The sequence below is a fragment of the Streptomyces sp. NPDC127084 genome (assembly GCF_042724175.1).
Classification (GTDB): domain Bacteria; phylum Actinomycetota; class Actinomycetes; order Streptomycetales; family Streptomycetaceae; genus Streptomyces.
Map to the genome: position 1 here is coordinate 13837 of NZ_JBHXFA010000149.1, position 3404 is coordinate 17240.

The 3404-nt window shown below is 69.6% G+C and carries 2 protein-coding genes; both read right to left on the reverse strand.

What is annotated here, in order from left to right; all coding sequences use genetic code 11:
- Window positions 1-150: 150 nt before the first annotated feature.
- A complete protein-coding gene (locus ACFWI9_RS27390) occupies window positions 151-981 on the reverse strand; it encodes a S1 family serine peptidase (protein WP_387165955.1) in 831 nt (276 codons plus the stop codon).
- Between the two features lie 136 nt (window positions 982-1117).
- Window positions 1118-2677, reverse strand: a complete 1560-nt coding sequence (locus ACFWI9_RS27395; RefSeq protein ID WP_387165957.1) for an RNA polymerase sigma factor — start codon at window positions 2675-2677, stop codon at window positions 1118-1120.
- Between the last annotated feature and the right edge of the window lie 727 nt (window positions 2678-3404).

Sequence of the window (3404 nt, forward strand, 5' to 3'; positions counted from 1 at the left end):
TCTTTTTTTTTTATAAACCTCACCCCCACCCACCCCCCGGGGGCGGTCCCCGCCGGGGTGGTGGGTGGCCCCCCCCTCTCCGGGGGCGCCCACCCACGTCATGGGGCGCCCCTGCCCGCCCCTGCGCCCCCCCGACGGTCACGCGGGCCCTCACAAGCGGTCGGCCACTGACGGCAGCACCGCGGAGACCCGGGTGTACACACCGGGACTGTCCGCCCTTCCGCAGCCGCTCCCCCATGACACCAGGCCGATGAGCCGGCCGTTCGCCACGAGAGGCCCTCCGCTGTCGCCCTGGCACGCATCGTGGCCGCCCTTCGCATCCCCCGCGCACATCATCGTCCCGGCCTCATAGCGTCCGACCGGGACGCCGGGGTACGCCTTCGCGCACGCGTCGTCGGCCAGGACACGGACCGGTGCCGACCTCAGCTCGATCGCGTAGCTGCCCGCTCCGGTGGTGTCACCCCAACCGTAGACCGCCGCGGCGGCACCCGTCGTGTACGCGGCGTCGCCCGCCTCGGCCGGAGTGATCACATGTGCCGCCGGCAGGGCCTTGGACAGCGTCACCACGGCCATGTCGTAGGTGTTGGTCTTCGGGTCGTAGCCCGGCGCGATCCGCACCTGCCGGACGGAGACCTCCTGCCCACCCGTCCCGAGCAGGTTCTCCCTCCCCGTGATGACCCGAAGGTCACGTACCTGCTCCACGGGAGCACCCAGTACATCCCGGCTGAGGCAGTGGGCCGCCGTGAGCACCTTCGTGGGCGCGACCAGGGCGCCGCCACAGAACTGACCGGCCCGCGTACCGCCGAACAGGCTACGGCTGGACAGGGCGACGACCCAGGGGCTGTCAACCGACCGCGCCGGTTGGCCGCCGATGACCACACTGTCGGCGGTCGCCGTGGCGGGGTAGCCGAGCGGCACCAGGACCGCTGCCGCCGCGAGGGCCAGGGGTGCTGTCAGTGCTCGGGCGAAGTGGCGGCGCATACCGTCTCCTGACTCTCCGGTGGTCTCCGTCCACCCAGAGTCAGACACCCCGCCAGGCCCCGCACCCTCTGCGCCATGCCAAAGGGCCCGGCCCCCTGGTTGCGGGGAAGCCGGGCCCTTTCGGCGTGCCTGGTTACTAGTCGAGGTAGTCGCGCAGCACCTGCGAACGCGAGGGGTGCCGCAGCTTCGACATGGTCTTGGACTCGATCTGGCGGATACGCTCCCGTGTGACGCCGTAGACCTTGCCGATCTCGTCCAGCGTCTTCGGCTGACCGTCGGTGAGGCCGAAACGCATGGAGACGACGCCGGCCTCGCGCTCCGACAGGGTGTCGAGCACCGAGTGCAGCTGCTCCTGGAGAAGCGTGAAGCTGACCGCGTCAGCAGGCACGACCGCCTCGGAGTCCTCGATCAGGTCACCGAACTCGCTGTCGCCGTCCTCACCCAGGGGGGTGTGGAGGGAGATCGGCTCACGACCGTACTTCTGGACCTCGATGACCTTCTCAGGGGTCATGTCGAGCTCCTTGGCCAGCTCCTCGGGGGTGGGTTCGCGACCCAGGTCCTGGAGCATCTGGCGCTGCACACGCGCGAGCTTGTTGATGACCTCGACCATGTGCACCGGGATACGGATGGTGCGGGCCTGGTCGGCCATGGCTCGGGTGATCGCCTGACGGATCCACCAGGTGGCATACGTGGAGAACTTGTAGCCCTTGGTGTAGTCGAACTTCTCGACGGCGCGGATCAGACCGAGGTTGCCCTCCTGGATCAGGTCCAGGAAGAGCATGCCGCGACCGGTGTAGCGCTTGGCCAGCGAGACGACGAGCCGGAGGTTGGCCTCCAGCAGGTGGTTCTTGGCCCGGCGCCCGTCCTCGGCGATGATCTCCAGCTCGCGCTTGAGCTTGGGGGCGAGCTTGTCGGAGTTGGCCAGCTTGTCCTCGGCGAACAGACCGGCCTCGATGCGCTTGGCGAGCTCGACCTCCTGCTCGGCGTTGAGCAGCGGGACCTTACCGATCTGCTTGAGGTAGTCCTTGACCGGGTCGGCGGTGGCGCCGGCCGCGGCGACCTGCTGCGCGGGGGCGTCGTCCTCGTCCTCGTCGGAAAGGACGAAGCCGGCGCTCTCGGTGCCCTCGGGTTCATCGGCGCCGCCCTTGCCGGGCTGCACGTCGTCGAGGGCCTCGTCAGCCTCGAGCAGCTCGTCGGGGTCGTTCTTGGCAGCGGTCTTCTTGGCCGCGGCCGTGGTCTTCTTGGCAGCGGTCTTCTTGGCCGCGGCCGTGGTCTTCTTGGCCGCGGTCTTCTTCGCCGCCGCCTTCTTCGCGGGCGCCGCGATCTCGTCGGCCGAGGCATCGGCGCCGACCGTCGTAGTCGCGGTGGTGGCGACGGTCTTCGCCGTGGCCGTCTTGGCCGCGACCGTCTTGGTGGCGGTGCGCTTCGCCGGGCTCTTGGCTGCGACGCTCTTCCGTGTGCGCTTGGGCGACTCCGCGGCACTGACCATCAGCGTCACACCCTCTTCCTCGAGGATCTGGTTGAGGCTGCGCAGAACATTCTTCCACTGGGTTGGCGGAATCTGGTCAGCCTCGAAGGCCCGACGCACGTCATCGCCGGCGATCTGCCCATCAGCCTTTCCCCGCTCGATGAGCGCCATCACAGACTCGGACTCGGCGATCTCCGGCGGGAGCGTACGGGATGTGCTGGCCGACACGAACAACCTCTCGGAACGATGGAAAACGGCTTCCGGCCCCGCCCAATGATCGGGCCGGAGCCGACGACCGCCGGTTGGGGATGTGCCGGCGGCGCGGGGTGGACCTCAGATGGAGAACAGCGCCACGATCGGCGTCTGCTATTCCCTCCTCGGCTGTCACCTCTTAGGTCATCGCACTGTTTCGATGAGCGTTACGCCCATTAAGCGTGGCCCGAGTCACACCTCATTTGCGACAAAACGACTAAAAGGGGTGCTACTCGGCAATAGCCTCGCCGGATGCACCGCGCGCGACTGGTGCCACCTTCCCCCACTTCCCCGCAACCGGTACCGGAAACCATCCAGGCGCCCTCCCAGACGATCATTTCCGGCCGTTCCGGTGATCACGCCGACTCCCACGCCGGTCGCGGTACCGACGATCGTTGGGGGGGGGGGCCCGCGGGCCCGGGCGGGGGGGGGGGCGCGCGCCGGGGGCGCGCGACCGCGTGGCCTGTGGACCGCCCGCCGGCTCGGAGCCGAGATCTCCTACGCCACCGTGGACGACGGAAAGATTGTCCAGGCCCTGATCAGGCCGCGCACCCTGCACGTCTGACGGCCGGACACCGGCCCCCTGACCGGCCGCCGGGCTGGCGGGGGCCGGGGCCCCCCCCCCCATGGCCCCCCACCCCCGGGGCACTACCCCCGGTCCCCCCCACGCTGAGGTGTTTGGGGCCCCCGCACCACCCCCCCC

Coding starts and splice junctions, on each gene's coding strand:
- ACFWI9_RS27390 (WP_387165955.1), bottom strand. CDS start 981: ATGCGCCGCCACTTCGCCCGAGCACTGACAGCACCCCTGGCCCTCGCG.